11 protein-coding genes are annotated in these 16,966 nt (G+C 44.2%); 6 read left to right on the top strand and 5 right to left on the bottom strand.

The window, feature by feature from the left end:
* Positions 1-85 precede the first annotated feature (85 nt).
* The 3 genes from BGK61_RS11190 to BGK61_RS11180 form a co-directional block, all read right to left on the bottom strand.
* Complete coding sequence (locus BGK61_RS11190) at positions 86-655, bottom strand: histidine phosphatase family protein (RefSeq protein WP_234349439.1); 570 nt, start codon at positions 653-655, stop codon at positions 86-88.
* A 42-nt stretch (positions 656-697) separates the two neighbouring features.
* Positions 698-2,245 carry a glycerol-3-phosphate dehydrogenase gene (gene glpD / locus BGK61_RS11185; RefSeq protein ID WP_076011000.1) on the bottom strand — a complete coding sequence of 516 codons (1,548 nt, stop codon included), beginning with the start codon at positions 2,243-2,245 and terminating at the stop codon, positions 698-700.
* 290 nt (positions 2,246-2,535) lie between these two features.
* On the bottom strand, positions 2,536-3,294 hold the full coding sequence (locus tag BGK61_RS11180; RefSeq protein ID WP_014996939.1) for a DeoR/GlpR family transcriptional regulator: 759 nt from the start codon (positions 3,292-3,294) through the stop codon (positions 2,536-2,538).
* Positions 3,295-3,455: 161 nt separating this feature from the next.
* On the opposite strand from BGK61_RS11180, the gene glpK reads away from it, so the two are divergent.
* The 6 genes from glpK (at position 3,456) to BGK61_RS11150 (ending at position 14,115) form a co-directional block, all read left to right on the top strand.
* Entirely contained in the window at positions 3,456-4,940 is a 1,485-nt protein-coding gene (glpK, locus tag BGK61_RS11175; RefSeq protein WP_076010999.1) for a glycerol kinase GlpK, read from the top strand.
* A 305-nt stretch (positions 4,941-5,245) separates the two neighbouring features.
* The gene (locus tag BGK61_RS11170; RefSeq protein WP_076010998.1) at positions 5,246-7,990 is read left to right on the top strand and encodes a TonB-dependent receptor; all 2,745 of its coding nucleotides are present in this window, start codon (positions 5,246-5,248) and stop codon (positions 7,988-7,990) included.
* Between the two features lie 66 nt (positions 7,991-8,056).
* Positions 8,057-9,511: an SLC5 family protein gene (locus BGK61_RS11165; RefSeq protein WP_076010997.1), complete on the top strand. Its 1,455-nt coding sequence runs from the start codon at positions 8,057-8,059 to the stop codon at positions 9,509-9,511.
* A 24-nt stretch (positions 9,512-9,535) separates the two neighbouring features.
* On the top strand, positions 9,536-11,083 hold the full coding sequence (locus BGK61_RS11160) for a tryptophan halogenase family protein (RefSeq protein ID WP_076010996.1): 1,548 nt from the start codon (positions 9,536-9,538) through the stop codon (positions 11,081-11,083).
* A 51-nt stretch (positions 11,084-11,134) separates the two neighbouring features.
* A complete protein-coding gene (locus BGK61_RS11155; protein ID WP_076010995.1) occupies positions 11,135-11,887 on the top strand; it encodes a SapC family protein in 753 nt (250 codons plus the stop codon).
* 98 nt (positions 11,888-11,985) lie between these two features.
* A complete protein-coding gene (locus BGK61_RS11150; protein WP_076010994.1) occupies positions 11,986-14,115 on the top strand; it encodes an alpha-galactosidase in 2,130 nt (709 codons plus the stop codon).
* A gap of 48 nt (positions 14,116-14,163) precedes the next feature.
* On the opposite strand, the gene BGK61_RS11145 is transcribed toward BGK61_RS11150, so the two are convergent.
* Both BGK61_RS11145 and BGK61_RS11140 read right to left on the bottom strand, forming a co-directional pair.
* Positions 14,164-15,261 (bottom strand): tetratricopeptide repeat protein, encoded by a 1,098-nt coding sequence (locus BGK61_RS11145; RefSeq protein WP_076010993.1) that lies wholly within the window; start codon positions 15,259-15,261, stop codon positions 14,164-14,166.
* A gap of 168 nt (positions 15,262-15,429) precedes the next feature.
* Entirely contained in the window at positions 15,430-16,716 is a 1,287-nt protein-coding gene (locus BGK61_RS11140; protein ID WP_076010992.1) for an alpha/beta hydrolase family protein, read from the bottom strand.
* Positions 16,717-16,966: the final 250 nt, after the last annotated feature.

The raw sequence follows: 16,966 nt of genomic DNA, 5'->3' as shown, positions 1-16,966 counted from the left end.
TATTTTATCGACATTTAGAAGGAAAAATGAAGTAGGGTCTTAACAAACCTAAAGGATGTCTAATTAGAAACCCGTAGGCTTGGAGTTACGGCACCGCTTTCTGCAATACTGTAATACCCCAAAAATCACCGTCTTTTTGCTTTAGTTGCCATCCGCGTTTTACTAATGATTTTCGAGTGAAGTAGTTGGTCATGCCATGACCAAAAAGTACCACTCGTTCATGGCTTTCAGTGAGTTTCTCGATGTGCTGAGAAACCAAATTAACGCGTTGTTTTGCCTCTTTAAAGCTCTCAAACTTGCCTTTAAAGCCCATAAACCAAAGGGCGCGACTTAATACCACCCAGTGCCAACTGCGCAACGTAAACGGGAGTTTGTAGTAAGGAATATCCATTTCTTTGAGATAAAATAGCTCTTCATTAATGTGGTTCGCGCCGTAATAATCCGCAGACAATTTAGCCCTCAATAACGGGCTAACCACAATGTAGCTATTGTCGATATTTGCTTTTTGCTTTGGGTGACTCGCAGGGTCAAGAACAGACTTGTCGTAGTTACGCACCCATTGTGCATATTGTGCTGAGTTAACCTTGTCGTTATGCGCTGATAGGGGCTTACCGTGCCTAATAAGTACCACTTCTTTCATAGAAATCTTGTTCATATCATCCCTGTCCATTGTGAGTACTTTCTTAGTCTCGCTAGCCTATGCGCTTGCCAGCGCAGCTTCCACCTGCTCTTCAGTTGCAACTGGGCCAGAAACTTTTGTGATTATATAAGACGACAACGCATCTTGCTGATCTTGATTCAAGCGCAAACCATGTTTGGTTCTGCGCCAAATCACGTCTTCAAGGCTGCATGCCCATTCGCGCTCAATCAGATAATCGACTTCAGCCTGATACATGCCGGCACCAAAATGTTCACCCATAGCGTCTACAGAACATTTACCTTTAAGAAATTTGTAGCTTAGCAGGCCATATTGTCTCGCATAGCGCTCGGCAATCGTTTTATCTAACCACGGAAACTCAGCGGTTAACTGGGCAACAAGTGATACTTGATTTTCAAATGCACCACCAGGAAGCGGTACTTCTTTCGTCCAGGCTTTTTTCGCTTTAGGGAAACAAGTGACAAGCTTATCTACCGCGTGCTCAGCAAGCTTCCTGTAGGTAGTAATCTTGCCACCGAAAATGTTTAACAGTACGGGTTTCCCACGCTCACCTTTCAGCTCTACCTTGTAGTCCCTTGTCAGCTCCTGTGCAGAAGCATTTTTTTCTTCTAAAAGAGGACGCACGCCGCTATACGTATGAACGATGTCTTCTCGAGCGATCTTAGATTTGAAGTAGTTGTTCACTACGTCAATTAAATAACCTGTCTCTTCATCTGAAATCGCAGCATCTGACGGATTACCGGTAAAGTCTTCGTCAGTGGTACCCACAAGTGAAAAGTCACCCTCGTAAGGAATAACGAATACTATGCGTCCATCCTTGTTTTGGAGGATGTACGCTTCTTCGGTATCGTAAAGCTTAGGTACGATTAAGTGACTGCCCTTAACCATTCGCATCGCGTTAGGGTTGTTAACATTAACTAAGCGGTCCAAGAACGAAACTGCCCAAGGACCTGCTGCATTTACAATAGCCTTAGCATTCACTGTAAACGTTTTCCCTTGGGACGTTTTAAGTTCTACCTTCCATGAATTCTCTCGCTTCTCAGCTGAAATACACTCGGTTCTTGTGTAAATTTCAGCGCCTTGATCTTGTGCTGCCAACGCGTTTAGCACTACTAAGCGCGCGTCATCTACCCAACCATCTGAATATTCAAAACAGGTAGATATATCGCTGACTAGAGGACTTTCGCTTGTGGTAGAAAGCTTGCGCGAGCGAGGCAACATATTGCGCTTTGCAAGCGAGTCATAAAGGAACAAGCCAATTCGAATCATCCATGCTGGACGCAAATGTTTTTGATGAGGTAAACGAAAGCGCAGCGGCCACATAATATGAGGCGCTTTTTTCAGTAATACTTCTCGCTCAGCTAACGCTTCTTTCACTAACCGAAATTCGTAATGCTCTAAATACCTAAGGCCACCATGAATAAGCTTACTGCTAGAAGATGATGTTGCACCGGCTAAATCCCCTTTCTCGCACAAAGCAACTGAAAGACCGCGTCCCGCAGCATCTAGAGCTACGCCCGCGCCATTCACACCACCGCCAACAACTAATACGTCGACAGTTTTTTCAGTTTGATTGCTTTGACTCATACATTGCCTCTATTGGTATTTATATGGGTATTCTCATATTGTTGTCTATTTGACAAGCAAAAAGAAAACATGTCAACACAAAACGAACATTTTCGAACATCAAAGAAAATTAAGAGGCAATGTCGCAATGGGAAAGCAGATAGATTCGCATGCAGCTTTAACGACGAGGTTAATAAAAATAGGTAGCGTATAGCAGGGTTTAGTGAACACCTAATTCGATTAGGCCGTTGTATGTGAGGAAAGGAGTAAGGAGCCTAATTAAAAACTTGAGAAAATCTAAGCAAAGGTGCTCATGCTTTAACAAAGGTAATGTTATTTTCTTTAATAATTTTACTTATGCTAGGCGGTGGCGTTTTATCACAAACCAAGCAATCTACTTGCGAAATATGCCCCTGCTCTACCATCGCTCGACGCTCGAACTTACTATAGTCTGCAGCCAGAATGACGTGTTGAGTGTGCTCCAAAATGGCTTGTGACACCTTTACCTCTCTGAAGTCAAAATCTAGCAATGCACCGTCAGCACTGATCCCACTTATACCGATGATACCGTAATCCATGCGGAACTGGCTTATGAAGTCGCACGTTGCCTCACCAATAATGCCACCGTCGCGATAGCGTACTTCGCCAGCGGCGATAATCACCGAGAAGTCTTCTTTAGCTGACAAAATAGTGGCCACGTGAATGTTGTTGGTAACCACGTGGAGATTTTTGTGGTTGAGCAACTTTGTTGCAATCATCTCCGTGGTGGTGCCAATGTTTATAAATAATGAAGCGCCGTCAGGGATCATGGCTGCAACCGCCTCAGCAATTTTTTCTTTAACTTCACTGTTTTGTGTTTTGCGCTCTTGATATGGCGTATTTTCCCAACTTCTATTTAGCCCTGCGCCACCATGGTAACGGCTAACAACGCCTTTTTCCGCAAGTTGGTTTAGGTCTCGTCGAATCGTTTGCGGTGTGACCTCGCACGCATTAACCAAATCATCGATAGACATAAAGCCATGTAGCTTTATAAGCCCAACAATTTTTTCGTGTCTTTGCGTTTGATTCATCGCGAGTCCTTTGAAATAGAAAATATTCTTAATTATACGCGCTTAACTTCAATGTTCCCATAGTAAAACGAAAAGCCAATGTTCGTTTTCGAAAATATGGCATTGTTAATCCCGTGTAAATGATGCAAACTCTACGAAAAACTATCTTCAGGAGTGACCTTATGGGACAACATATTCTTGCCATAGACCAAGGCACAACCAGCTCTCGCAGCATCATTTTTTCGTCCAAAGGCAGTATAGAAGCCATTGCACAGCAGGAATTCTCTCAAAAATACCCGAAAGACGGCTGGGTTGAGCACAATCCAGAAGAAATTTGGGAAAGCGTTATCTCTACTCTGAAAGAAGTTTTTAACAAATGTTCGTTAACCCCAACTGATATCGCAGCCATTGGCATAACCAATCAGCGCGAGACAACGCTGGTGTGGAACAAAAGCACCGGCGAGGCCATTTACCCAGCTATTGTCTGGCAAGACCGACGCACCGCGCAGCTTTGTCGCGAGTTAAGTGAAGATGAAGAGTTCACTTCGCATATTACTGAATCGACTGGACTTCTCTTAGACCCCTACTTCTCTGCAACTAAAGTGGCGTGGATTCTAGACAATGTGGAAGGTGCGCGTGAACAAGCTGAAAAAGGAGAACTCCTTTTTGGAACAGTCGACACTTTCCTTATATGGCGTTTAACAGGCGGTAAGTCTCATAAAACAGATGCGACAAACGCCTCGCGAACTATGTTGTTTGATATCAACAACCAATGCTGGGATGAAAAATTACTCAAAAAATTCAATATCCCACAATCAATGTTACCCGAGGTAATGGATTGTGCGGATGATTTTGGCGTAATAGATGAAGGCATCATTGGCAAGGCTATTCCTATTCAGGGGGTAGCAGGGGATCAGCAAGCCGCATTAGTAGGGCAAGCCTGTTTTGAAAAAGGCATGGCAAAGAGCACGTACGGTACTGGTTGCTTTATGATATTGAACACCGGTGATGCCCCACTCCATTCTAAAAACCGTCTGCTCACTACTGTGGGCTACCGCCTTAATGGCAAGACCACTTACGCGCTTGAAGGTAGTATTTTTATGGCTGGCGCTACCGTTCAATGGCTGCGCGATGGCTTAAAACTAATTGACGATGCTGCCGAATCAGAAGCACTTGCACAGCGTGCGAGGCAAGATAATGGCGTATTCTTAGTACCTGCATTTACAGGATTAGGCGCGCCGTACTGGGATCCGGATGCCCGCGGCGCCATATTAGGTTTGACGCGCGACACGGGCATTAGCGAAATCGTTGCAGCGGGCCTACAGTCTGTTTGCTATCAAACAAAAGATCTCCAAAAAGCAATGGAAAGCGACGGCGCTCGCCCTACCACTATTCGTGTAGATGGCGGGATGTCCCGTAATGACTGGGTCATGGGCTTTCTTTCGGACATTTTAGGTGCTGAAGTGGAACGGCCAGAAATTACAGAGACGACCGCATTAGGTGCAGCTTTTCTCGCTGGATTACAGGCAGGAATCTTCGATTCTATCGATGATTTAACCCATTGCTGGAAGAGTGATAGCGTTTTCACTCCAAGGTTAACCAAGCAAGAACGCGATAAAGCCTATGACGGCTGGAAAGCGGCAGTCGACCGTATCCGCTGTAGCTAATTTCCTCTTATTTTTCTGAATGTTAATAAAGTGCGGTTATAGGCCGCACTTTTTTTATACAAAAAAATTTTTTATAACATTGTAATTACATTGTCATTTTGTGCTAGTATTGATTTCAAGGTAAACGTTTCACCTTTTACCTTAAAATAGAAATGTTATATTTTTCATAAAGTTACAAATAATAATCACGAAAATATAACGTTAAATGTGTAAAAGTATTGTTAATACGCTTGATCCGCACATACTAAAAACGTAATTTAAGTGCAAAGTACGTTAAAACGTAGCCTACTCACGGAGAAAACACAGTGACACATAAAATTAACACATCACAGTTAGGCCCTATTGCGAAACGCTCACTTTTAGGTGTTGCTATCGCCTCTGCCCTACACGCCCCGATTTCACTGGCCCAGGAAGCCACTACTGCTACTGATAAAGAAGTAGAGGTTATCGAAGTTAAAGGTTTTACCAGCTCACTGAAAGCATCAATGCTTGATAAAAAAGCATCTGATGTTGTTTATGATGGTATTACTGCTGAAGACTTAGGTAAATTTCCAGACCAGAACGTAGCAGAATCACTACAAAGAATAACTGGTGTTGCTATCGATCGTTCAGGTGGTGAGGGTCAATTTATTACTGTCCGTGGTTTTGGCCCAGATTTTAACACCGTACTTGTTAACGGCCGCCAAATTGCTACTGAAAACCAAGGTCGTGCTTTTAGTTTCGATACCCTTCCTGCTGAGCTTATCAGTGGTGCAAAAGTTTATAAGAGCCCGCTTGCATCTATGCAAGAAGGCGGAATCGGCTCAACAGTTGAAATCACAACTGCCCGTCCGTTCGCTTTTGACGGTTTCAAGGCTGTTGCTAGCGTAAAAGGAATGTATGAAGACATTTCTGAAGAAACAACGCCGCAAATGTCAGGCTTAATTACGAATACTTTTATGGACGGTAAATTAGGTGTTCTAGCTGCCGCGTCATTCCAACAGCGTAAACTTCAAACGAATATGTTAGAAACTCGCTACTGGCGTCCAGGGGTAAGCCTTACTGACCGCTCTGAGTTAGATAACCCTGATTACGCTGACAATGCTCAGTTCAACGGTGTTTATATTCCACAGAACTTTGACCAAATTGTTGACTTGGTAGACCGTGAAAGAACGTCAGGTAATCTTGTTGTTCAATACGCCCCGAATGATGATATGACTCTGACCTTAGACGGTCTTTACTCTAAGTTTGAAGTTGATTCTGACGCCCACAGTGTTGGTCACTGGTTCTCAGATAGCAACTTAGATAACATGTCTTTTACCGATAATGGCAGCTTGTCTGGTGTAACAAGTACTGTGGTAGATGGTGTAGGTGGTGCTACCGACTTTATTCGCCGCCGTTATGGTCGAGACGTTGAAATTCAAGCTTTTGGTGCAAACTTCGAATGGCTTGTAAACGATAACCTAACAGCAAACATTGATATCTCAACTTCTACTGCCGAAGACAGCAGTGGTGGTGATAACTTCTTCACCGTTGTGGGTTATAACAACGAATACAGCGTAGATTTCACAGGTGCAACTCCGTCACTAACGGTTGCAGGTGGAGACGCTGCATTGCAAACCCCGTCACTAGGCCGTATGCACTATAATGAGCGCAATGGTTTTGACACCGAAGATACTATCAGTGAATACCGTGCCGACTTCTCGTGGGTACCTGATTCAAACAATGCATTCTACAAAGCTGATTTTGGTATTTACTTCCAAGACCGTGAGAAATCAAACACACGTTTATTCGCTTCGGGCTGTGACATCTACTGTGGTTACACATTCGACCTTCCTGACGAACTGTTAACCGTGTTTACCGCACAAAACTACTTCGGCGGTGTGCCTAATCAGTGGCTAACTTACGATCCTGAAGCCTTCTTTGACTACGCAACCTCTGATGCAGCGGTACAGCAAATTGCCGACGCGACTGGTGAATCATTTGATGACGTACGTGCAGCGATTGACGCAACAAATATCGGCAACCCGCAACCAAGCAACGACTCATTCGTAGTGAGTGAAGAAGTACTAAGTGCATACGCTCAATTCTACTTCACTACCGAAATCTCAGACATGCCACTTGATGTTAACTTTGGCTTCCGTTACAGCGAGACTGACACTTCAGTTGATGGAACAAGTCAAATTGTAAGAGATCTTCAGCCTATCCCTAACGATCCGTCTGACCTTAATGTGGTTTATGAAACAGAAGTCGGCGCACCAGTTAATGAGAAAAATAGCTATTCTTCGCTGCTACCTAACTTAAACGTTAAGTTACAGTTAACAGACGATTTATACCTACGATATGCATTCTCAGAAACGCTAACGCGTCCAATGATGGATGACTTAGTCCCTGTGTTCAATGTGACTGTAAGCCGTCCAGGTAACTTACAAGCACAAGCGGGTAACACTGAACTGAAGCCATATAAAGCCACCAGCTGGGACGTGTCGTTAGAATGGTACTACGATGATACTAGCTATTTCTCAGCTGCAGCATTTAACAAAGAAGTAGAAGACTTTATTGCGGGCGATGTTGCTGATGAGTCTCTTTTCCTAGATAGCGGCGAGTATGTATTTAGTGTACTTCGTCCTCGTAACGGCGATACTCTTGAAGTTGAAGGTTTAGAGCTAGCTTGGTTGCACACGCTTGAAAACGGATTTGGTATTCAAGCTAATGCTACTATCGTTAATTCAGATGCTGAATTTAGCCTGCCCGGTTTAGGTAACTCACAGAATATAACGTTGTTCTACGAAAAAGATGCGTTCCAAGCGCGTGTGGCACTGAACAATCGTGAAACCTTCATGCAAGAAGCTGTAAGCACGTTAGGCGGTACTGAACCTCGTTTCACCGAGACTTACACCCAAGTTGATATGAGTGTAAGTTACGATGTAACAGAGTCAGTTACGGTATTCTTTGAAGGTATTAATATTACCGATGAAGAGCTAACACGTCGTGGTCGCTTGTCAGAACATTTCGTTCAACAAGTTGCTGACGGTGCGCGCTACGCCGTAGGTGTTCGTGCTAGCTTTTAATAGCAACTAGTATAACAAGGGGGCGCTGTTGCCCCCTTTTGTCTTTATTCTGCTGAGGAGTTTTTCGTGTCAGGCAGCTTAACCCAACTTGTCGTTTTTATTTTCATTACCGCACTTATCGGACTTCTTACTTACCTAAAGTGTCGCGGTCATGGGCATAGTAAAGCCAACGAAAACAAAGAATATTTTTTAGCTGGCGGCGGACTAACATGGATTTACGTCGCGGGCTCAATCACACTAACAAACTTAAGTACCGATCAACTTGTAGGGATGAACGGTAACCAGATGGCGCTGCTTGCGTGGTGGGAATTTGCGGCGGTTGCCGGCCTTATCATTCTGGCTAGAGTATTTCTTCCCGTCTATTACCATTATCAGTGCACCACAACCACTGAGTTACTGGAAATGCGCTATAACAACAAGCATATACGCGCGCTAATAGGCCTTCTTTTTTTTCTAGGAAGCAGTCTTATCTTTATGCCTGCGGTTATCTACACAGGCTCATTGTTCATGATTAATATGTTCAATGTAGACATTCCACTGATGTACGTTGCCACTGCCTTTGCATTGATTGGGGCTTTCTACGCCATCTTTGGTGGTCTTCGCGCGGTTGCAGTTTCAGATACCTATTCTGGCGTTTTGCTTCTTACTATGGCTATCGTTGTAGTCGTTCTTGCACTTTTTGCCATCGATTTTGATTTCTCTGGCATACCTGCTCAGCGCCTTACCTTAATTGGCGATAACGATTCCCCGCTTCCATGGCACACGTTGTTAACGGGTATGGTGTTTATCCAGACCTTTTACTGGAGCACTAATCAGGTTATTACTCAGCGTGCAATGGCTGCACCTAATTTAAAGGAAGCACAAAAAGGCGTGTACGCAGCGGCGGTCATTCGCTTTATCGTAGTACCAACCATCATCGTAGTTCCAGGCATCATTTCATATAAGCTTTACGGAGACATTAACGATGCTGCATATGGCACGTTAGTTGGTGACGTGTTACCAAGTTGGTTATCTGGCGTGTTTGCAGCGGCTCTTGCTGCGGCGGTACTCACCACTTATAACAGTAACCTCAATTCTGCCACGGCATTATATGTTTGTGATATACATGAAGCTTATATACAGAAGAAGCCAAATGTTGCCCGCTTGAGCGGCTTTGTAACGGCAGCGCTTACCATAGTATCGCTTCTCATGGTCCCGGTTTATGCGCAAGCAGAAAGCATAATCAATTTACTTCAACAGCTATTTGGTTTGTTAAGCATGCCTATTCTGTCCATATTTATCGTTGGCTTGTTATTTAATAATGTAAATGCCAACGCTGGAATAGCGGCCGTTGTTTTTGGTGTAGGTCTGTATGCTTACTTCAGCTTCGTGCACGCACCTTTCGGCCTGCATTACATTCATTTGATGCTGGTTACTCTGGTTTGCTGTATTGCTCTTGCCCTTATATTGAATAGGCTGGTGTTTAAGCAAAGCGCGCAGTGGCGTGGACGTTTGATAGAAAACGAACCAGCACACGGCTAAAAGGTTAGGTTACTCTTTTATTGTATGTCTCAGATTAATCGGATAATTATCGTTGGTGGCGGCACTGCAGGTTGGCTTACTGCAGGCCTCCTTGCTGCCACGCACAGTGAACCCGATAAAGACGGTAATAAACTGACTGTTACTGTCGTTGAGTCGGATACCGTTCATCCCATCGGGGTTGGTGAAGGCACGTGGCCTACAATGCGACGTACCTTGTCCAAGATTGGTATACCTGAGGCCGACCTTATCAAGCGTGCAGGAGCAACGTTTAAGCAAGCCAGTAAATTTGTTAACTGGCACAAAAACGAGACGGGCAATGCCTATTATCATCCATTCAGCGCGCCCCAAGGCTCTGCTAATTTAGATATCACGCCATATTGGCTTTCTTCTCAGGATAAGAAGGGACAATATGCTAACGATGTTTGCTTTCAGCCCGAACTTTGCGAAGCCGGTCTGGCTCCTAAAATATCTGCGCATCCAAATCAGTCATTTGTTGCAAACTATGGATATCATCTAGACGCTGGGCAATTTATTGATCTAATTCGAACGCATTGCACACAGAAGCTTGGCGTTCGACGTATCGTTGACGATGTGATATCCGTGAATCCAAACGAAAATGGTATTGGATCTGTTGAAACGCGCAACAGCGGAAACCTTACGGCTGAACTATATATAGATTGCTCAGGCTTCAGTAGCTTGCTGATTGAAAAGGCCTTGAGCGTTGAGTTGGTCGACGCGTCTCGATATCTCTTTTCTGACAGAGCTCTCGTATGCCAAATGCCGTACGAAGATACAAACTCTCCGATAGCATGCTATACACAATCCACGGCACAAGAAGCCGGTTGGATATGGGATATTGCACTTCAACATCGCAGGGGAACCGGGTATGTATATAGCAGTAAACATCAATCTGATGATGCTGCTAGAGATACCTTTGCAAAATATTTAGCCCAATATACTAACGCCCCCGTGGACAAATCTGCGTTTCGCGAAATACGCTTTAGTACCGGTTATAGACGTAAGTTTTGGGAAAAAAACTGTGTCGCCATTGGACTTTCCAGTGGCTTTTTAGAGCCTTTAGAAGCCTCGTCACTTATGCTGATAGAGCAAAGCGCCACTCTCCTTGCCGAGCAGTTACCAGCAAACACGCAGGTTATGCCTCACGTTGAACATCGCTTCAATGAACAGCTACAGGGCATGTGGGAAAGTGCCATCGACTTTTTAAAACTTCACTATGTACTTAGCAATAATAATGCAGCTTTTTGGAAGGATAGCCGACTTGAGCAGTCAATTCCTTCGAGACTCTTATCGTTGTTAAAAGAATGGCAATTCCGACCAATTTTGGACAGAGACTTCTCGAAAAGTAGCGATACATTTAGTGCACAGAGTTACCGCTACATTCTCTATGGCATGCTGAACAGCAACAGTAATATCAATTCTGCCAGCACTTATCGACGCACCTTAAAACACGCAGAATTTGCCGACAAACAACTGTCCCTAAACCAAGCTTTGATAAAACAGTTAAAGTCGCGAATGCCTTCACATCGAGGCCTTATAGAAAGTTTTTACTAGGCTCAATAGCTCAATTGGCTCAGCGTAGTTAATAAATTCAGTGGGAAAATTATGTCGAAACCGCAATACGTTCATCTTGATCCAGCCAAGCATAATGACATCAGATTGATTGATGACTCATCATTTAGCCACGCTAAAGATTTCAAACTAGTCAATATCGGATTTAACGAAATCGCATCGCTAAGTGGTTGTATGCCATTGGTTTTAGTGAAAAGCGGGAATGACGAAACGCTAACGCTGGCATGTTGTGTTGGTATTGAGGAATTAGGCAATGTTTATTGCGGTGAAGAACGATGGCTAGGTCATGCCGTACCATTGAGTATTCAATGTTACCCATTCAACTTTACTATAGAAGGCAATCGCGTAAATGTATTCATCGATGAGTCGTCTCACCGACTTACCAAACTCTCAGGTGAAGGCGCTAAACTTTTTTCATCAGATGGACAACCAACAACAATCCTTAAGCAGCAGCAAGAAAATTTAGCCACGCTGTTAGCTGGGCAAGAGCAAGCCGCTGCCTTTGTGAGTATTTTAAAGCAGCACGATCTCTTATCTCCACTTTCCGTCACTATAACGCGACAATCTGGGCAAAGTTTTCATACAGATGGGCTCTATTCCATCAATGAAGAAAAGTATGCCCAACTTGAAGCTGACACCGTATTGCAGTTTCACAAAGAAGGTATATCAATGGCGATAAACGCCCTACTTCTATCGCTACGGCAATACAATAGATTGGTGCAACTAACCCAATCATTCGACGACCCTGCTATGAAGGTAGGTATTAAGCTCGATAACTCGTTGTAAAACCAAGAACTGTACAGATACTCCTGCTGTACACATCAATCATCTTTTCTTTAAACAACATGCGCTATAGAAATTTAGGCATGTAAAATGAGGTTTTTATGTCGTCATTCACATCATTTGTTCGCCTGTCGAACGAAAAAGCCACATTAATATTCGACTGCCAGGGTCGTATGCCCAAAGTCATTTACTATGGTGCGCCATTAAGCGACAGTACAACGCCAGAAATGCTGAGCGTTTTAAATACGCGCCAAGAAGCAAAATGCGCCCCTGTAATTGAACCGCCCATTTCATTAGTACCGACCCATGGTGATGGGTGGACGGGTCAACCAGGACTAGAGGTGTTTGGCGATGCCGACCAGTGGTCAGCAGGTTTTGTTCTAACCGAAGTAAATCAAGACGCACAGTCTGTCGCTTTTGTTGGTGAAGACGCTCATCGCGGCATGCGTCTTATCACCACCGTTGAGCTCGATGATGAAACCAGTGTCGTTAAGTACGTTTCTCGTATCGAGAACAGTGGTAAAACACCTTTCAATTTGAGCTACCTGAACGCCGCAACCCTGCCCTTGCCTACTACAGTGAGCAAAATCAAAACGTTTGAAGGCCGCTGGTCGGCCGAGTTTCAAACCAAGGATCATGACTTGTTCTTTGGAAGTTATGTACGTGAAAATCGTCGAGGCAAAACCTCTCATGACACCTTCCCTGGTCTAATCGCCTTTTCACAAGGAACAGGCGAACTTCAGGGTGAGTGTTTCGGTTACCACCTAGGCGCTTCAGCAAATCATAAACTTCGCGCTGAGCTTATGGCTGATGGCAGAAGCTATGTTCAATTCGGTGAATTGCTGTTCCCTGGCGAAGTGGTACTTAACGCGGGTGAAAGCTATACGTCCCCCGTGCTTTATACCGGCTACGGCTGTGAAGGTTTCTCTTCTCTCTCACAGCAGTTCCACAATTTTATTCGTAGTAAAGTGTTAAACCACAGCGCCGCGTCAAAGCCACGCCCAGTACACTACAACACATGGGAAGGCATATACTTCGACCACAAAGAAGACACCTTAAAGGCGCTTGCTGACAAAGTGGCACCACTTGGTATTGAGCGATTTGTATTGGATGACGGGTGGTTTAAAGGCCGTCGTCACGATAAAGCAGGATTGGGCGACTGGTTTGTGGATGAGGCTATCTATCCAGAAGGGCTAGATGGCTTAATTGGCCATGTTACCGGACTTGGTATGGAATTCGGCATTTGGTTTGAACCCGAAATGGTTAACCCCGATAGTGATTTGTATCGTGCACACCCCGAATGGGCGTTGCAAACCGAAAACAACCCTCATGTTGGTTTCAGAAATCAGTACGTATTGGATTTAACCAACCCCGAAGTGGTTGAGTATTTGTATACTGTAATTACCGATGTACTGAAAGCCTACCCAAAAATCAGCTACATCAAATGGGACATGAACCGCGATGTAAACCATCCGGGCAACCTTCAAGGCAAGCCTGCTATGCATGGTCAAATGGCTGCACTTTATAGCTTAATTGACCGCGTAAAGGCCGCACACCCAGGTATTGAAATTGAAAGCTGTTGCTCTGGCGGCGGACGTGTAGATTTAGGGATTTTGCCACATACAGACCGTTTCTGGACATCAGACTCTAACGACGCACTAGATCGGTTGTATATTCAGCGTGGCTGCTCATATTTCTTCCCATCTGAAGTAATGGGGGCACACGTTGGCCCGCGTGACTGCCATATAACGGGTAGACACTTACCCATTGAGATTCGCTCGGCAGTGGCCTTGTTTGGTCACATGGGTATAGAAATGGACCCCCGTGAACTTACTGAACACGAGCAAAGCGTACTTACTGATGCCATTTCACTTTACAAAAAGTACCGTCATATCACCCACGGCGGCGACTTATTCCGCATGGACGATGACGGTATGAATGTAAAATTTGGCTATGTGTCTAAAGACAAGCAAGAAGGCATTTTTGCGTATAACAGCGTTACAGAGACTGTGCGTACTACGCCTAATCGCTTCTATTTCGCAGGCCTTGATGCGGATAAACAATACACCATTGAGCGTGTATGGCCTGAAAAGCTGAAAGAATACACGCCGTCTATTTTGCAGCAAACGCAGGGGCAAGCATTCTCAGGTGAAGTACTGATGAAATACGGTATGCAGCTGCCGGTGCTATTCCCACAAACCGCATTGATTTACACCGTTAAAGCTGTTTAGAAATAGAAATAACAGCAACAAACTAGAAGTTGGAGCGAACTGGCGGTTTTAAGCCGCCGCTCGCTTTTTCAATGCCTTTTTGATTTTATTAAGCACCTTTGCAAAACGCTCGTCTTTTTCTTCTGTAATTGTGTTAACAACACGTTGTGCTTCATCGACCTGACCAGCGTTAAGGAGCAATTCAGCTAAGCGTAAATGCGCCCAGTTAGGTGTAGGTAAGCTCTCTGTATCAATAGACGTAGTTTTATAGTCTTGCAGATAATCTTTTAAAGCATTTATACCTAATTCAGTATACTCACCACTTTCAACTGCAACTTGTCCCAAACGATACTTTCCATACATAAGGCTACTTTTGCGTTTTTGATACATTTCCCATGCATCATTCTCAGCTTTTGTTACTTCCGTTATTTCAAGCTCTGAAAGTGGCGACAATATGTCGAATGAAGACGCGTATTGCTCGTCAGACAAATAGAAACTTCCAAGTTCAACACGCGCTCGAATTTGGGTTTGTTCGTCTTCTATAAGGGACGCAAATATTGCCTTTGCCTCTGACTCTTTTTCGTCTTCCAGATAGACTCGCGCAAGAGCAAATTGACCTTCGGTTTTGTCTAAAGCTGCAATTTGTTGGGCTAGGTTCATAGCCTCATCCATATCCCCGCCAGCAATAGATGGCGCCATTAAATGAAATTGCATTAAGGCTTGGTAAACCTCAACATTCTCGGGTGCAATCTCGACGGCCTTCTCTAAGCTTTTTTTCGCTTTCTTTGCATAACCCAGAGCAGAAAAAATGCTACTTGAAGCCTGTGCGCCCATTACACTCGCGTGTGTGTGGTAAGCCCTATAGTCATCGCTATACGCTTGAAGAAATTGCTCAGCCGCCTCTTCAGCATCGTCCAAATCGGTATTCATCAATGCAGAAATCAACATATTGTGCTGTTCAGGTGATTTGTTTTGCACATCATCAAGGGCATCTATTACACGGGCGAAATCGCCTTCCTTAAAGAATGCTTTTAACGCCGTTACGTCAATACTGGTTTCAGCAACTTTGTCTTGTTTTACGGTATTCGCTTCAGCAAAAACAGCAGGCTGTACGGCAACAAAAGAACAGGCACAAAGCACTGAAGTAACTAACTTACGCATTTTCATTTCACTTCCTTATGATGTAATGATGAGTTCTATTAATGGTTGAAATACTTGGCAGCAGTGGCGAAAACGTAAACGTTCAAATATATACATTACGCCACAATCTAAATAGATACAGCGCAAATATGTAACAAGAATTAAAAAGGGTGACTGTGCACCCTTTTAAACGCATTATTTGCTTTGCATTTCCAAGCCTAACGCCCAGCGATCATCAAACCCTTTCCAAGGCTCTGGCTTTTTGCCGTTAACAGGAATTTGTGCACTGCTGCCATCTACGTTTAGGTAGCCACAATATTCAGACAAGGCTTTCACGTGGCAGTTCATAAGCGCCAAAGCAAAGTGCTCGTTAATAGCATTAAGCTTTTGCACTTCCCATGCAGGTTCAATGTAACTTCCCAAATCAAACTCACTGCCATAGGCTTCTTTAGGTGCAGGGTGAGGCGCAATGTTATGACGTGCATTCTTCACGGTCAGTAGCTTAGATTCTTTACTGCCGGTGTTATCAAACAACCACTTAATACCATCGTAGCCAGAAATATCGTCGTTATCACCAGCAACATAGAGAACAGGAACTTTGATATTGTTTAGCGACTGAACATCAAAAAGCTGATGTTGCCCGCCCCATGGCGCAAGTGCTAACGCTGCTTTCCAAGCTGGCAGTGTTTCTTCGCCACGGGCCTTGCCACCTGCGCAGGTGTTAAGCGCTTCTTTTATCAACGCTACCGCTTTAGGATCTTGTGTTCCGGTGAAGGTTGCAGCGGTTTGGTCGTTAAAAGCATAGCATCCTCCTACCGTGCTAACTGCGCCGTAGCCCCCCATCGAATAGCCGATAATACCTGCTTTGCTCGCATCCACACTCTCTTTAAAAAAGGTATTTTCGCTGATGCTGTTCAAAGTAAAAACTTGGTCACGCGAGCGATTTAGTAACGTGCTTGGAAAGCCTGAATACGGGTTTTCTGCAAAATTAACATCTTTGTTTGTGGAATCTGTGTGGTCGATTGCCGCTACAACATAACCGTGAGACGCAAGGTGTTCACCTAAATAAAACATAAGGGTACGGTAACCGGTATAACCATGAGAAATAACAATTACCGGAAAATCAGTGTCAGCGTTGGCAATGGGGGCATCACGGCTTGCATCGGCTTGTACCTCAAACACTTGACCACTTCTTGTTTCATTAATGTACGTGGTCTTCTGAGCAGAGCTTGCTGCGGGATACCAAACTTCCAAAGTAAGTGATCGCTCGACTTCATTGCCAGCAATGTCTTTGACTTTAACAGGGTAAGCCGCTTCGACTGTTTTTACGCCAACGTCATAGTTACCTTTCTCACTCAACGACGGCATTACATCGGCAGGGAACGGCTTATAAAGCGTTTGAGCAGCTGATACCGAGGGAGATATAATCGCGGTTGCTGAAACCAGAGCAGCTCCGCCAAAAAGAAGGGATAACGTTTTCATATTTTGGTAATTTTCTCGTTATTAATAAGCAAATTTATAATACCTCGTCACGGGTATCGCACAAGGAAAACACTATTGTTATTGGTGATTAAGAAAAATAAAGAGAGGTAATTAAATCGGCCTAGCTAAGCGTTTATCCGCTCTTTAAAGACGGGCTTCACTAGTCCAACACGTGCTTTACGAATGTGATTCACCTGCCATCAAAAGCTTGTAAATTAAGCATGTTTTGCATAAAGGAAATGGTAAAACG

Origin of the sequence: Alteromonas abrolhosensis (assembly GCF_001953635.1) — a bacterium.
Lineage (GTDB): Bacteria > Pseudomonadota > Gammaproteobacteria > Enterobacterales > Alteromonadaceae > Alteromonas > Alteromonas abrolhosensis.
This window is presented reverse-complemented; position numbering and strand designations above follow the sequence as displayed.

What these genes read in the sequence shown, in the direction of transcription:
- BGK61_RS11150 (WP_076010994.1), top strand. Translation starts at nt 11,986, where the DNA reads ATGTCGTCATTCACATCATTTGTTCGCCTGTCGAACGAAAAAGCCACA.
- BGK61_RS11140 (WP_076010992.1), bottom strand. Translation starts at nt 16,716, where the DNA reads ATGAAAACGTTATCCCTTCTTTTTGGCGGAGCTGCTCTGGTTTCAGCA.
- glpK (WP_076010999.1), top strand. Translation starts at nt 3,456, where the DNA reads ATGGGACAACATATTCTTGCCATAGACCAAGGCACAACCAGCTCTCGC.
- BGK61_RS11145 (WP_076010993.1), bottom strand. Translation starts at nt 15,261, where the DNA reads ATGAAAATGCGTAAGTTAGTTACTTCAGTGCTTTGTGCCTGTTCTTTT.
- BGK61_RS11160 (WP_076010996.1), top strand. Translation starts at nt 9,536, where the DNA reads ATGTCTCAGATTAATCGGATAATTATCGTTGGTGGCGGCACTGCAGGT.
- BGK61_RS11180 (WP_014996939.1), bottom strand. Translation starts at nt 3,294, where the DNA reads ATGAATCAAACGCAAAGACACGAAAAAATTGTTGGGCTTATAAAGCTA.
- BGK61_RS11155 (WP_076010995.1), top strand. Translation starts at nt 11,135, where the DNA reads ATGTCGAAACCGCAATACGTTCATCTTGATCCAGCCAAGCATAATGAC.
- BGK61_RS11190 (WP_234349439.1), bottom strand. Translation starts at nt 655, where the DNA reads ATGAACAAGATTTCTATGAAAGAAGTGGTACTTATTAGGCACGGTAAG.
- glpD (WP_076011000.1), bottom strand. Translation starts at nt 2,245, where the DNA reads ATGAGTCAAAGCAATCAAACTGAAAAAACTGTCGACGTATTAGTTGTT.